This window comes from Paracraurococcus ruber (assembly GCF_004353985.1).
GTDB lineage: Bacteria > Pseudomonadota > Alphaproteobacteria > Acetobacterales > Acetobacteraceae > Paracraurococcus > Paracraurococcus ruber.
The window spans coordinates 1-817 of the sequence record NZ_SMOA01000636.1 but is presented as its reverse complement, the minus strand read 5'-3'; the positions used below and the strand labels follow the sequence as shown (position 1 = coordinate 817).

Sequence of the window (817 nt, the reverse complement as noted above, 5' to 3'; positions counted from 1 at the left end):
GGCGATCGCGCGACATTCTGCATCCTTTCCCTCAGAGACCTGGCAGCCGCATGGCGACATCTCTCTGATACCCTTGAAGATTCTTCGGCCGGCGCTCCTTCACGCGCCGTAGGCCGGCGATGACGGGCTCGGATGCCAGCGCCGCGGTGGGGATTTTCCATGGTGCGTACGGCATCGCCTGCTCGGCCGGCAGGGCGCCCTCCCGGATAAGCCTCAGGACCGAGGGGATGCAGATCCCGAACCGCCGAGCCACCTCCTGAACACCGACCGTCGGCGGGGCGGTATCCTGTGCCGCGAACGCTGGGATCCCGAGGCGCTCCCTGACGTCGCGTACGCTGACCGACGTCCAGTTCTCGCCGGCGGCGGTCCTGCAGCGCATCCTGTTCAGCGTCACGGCGATCTCGCGGTCGGGCCATTCCTGTGCCAGCCGGCGCACCACCTCGGTCGGGGAGCGGGCCGGCTCGGCCTGGCGCGGCTTGCATCTGACGCGCGCGATGCGGGCCTCGGTGTGCCGTCCACCCATCCAGTGGACGATCAGCACGACCTCATGCGTCGCGTCGTCGAGGTCGATGACCACTTCGCGGACCAGGATGTGGGTGAGGCGCTGGCGGGCGCGGTTGTCAGCCGTTGGTGCGTTCCACGCTGCGGGAAGGTCCTCAGCGAGCCGCAGCAGGGCATCGCGGTCGACCTGCGGCCGTGATGCTGCCGCGGCACGTGCGGCGGCGATCCGCCGTTCGAGCGCGCTCACCTTCTCCAGCGCCGTATTCCACCGCGCCTCCAACTCCCGCGCGACATGCCGCTTGGCCGGATCCACGAG

Annotated in this window: 1 pseudogene; it reads right to left on the bottom strand. The window is 69.5% G+C overall.

Annotated elements, in window-relative coordinates:
• Positions 1–31: 31 nt before the first annotated feature.
• Positions 32–817 (bottom strand): annotated as a pseudogene (locus tag E2C05_RS33765) (hypothetical protein); the annotation flags it as partial.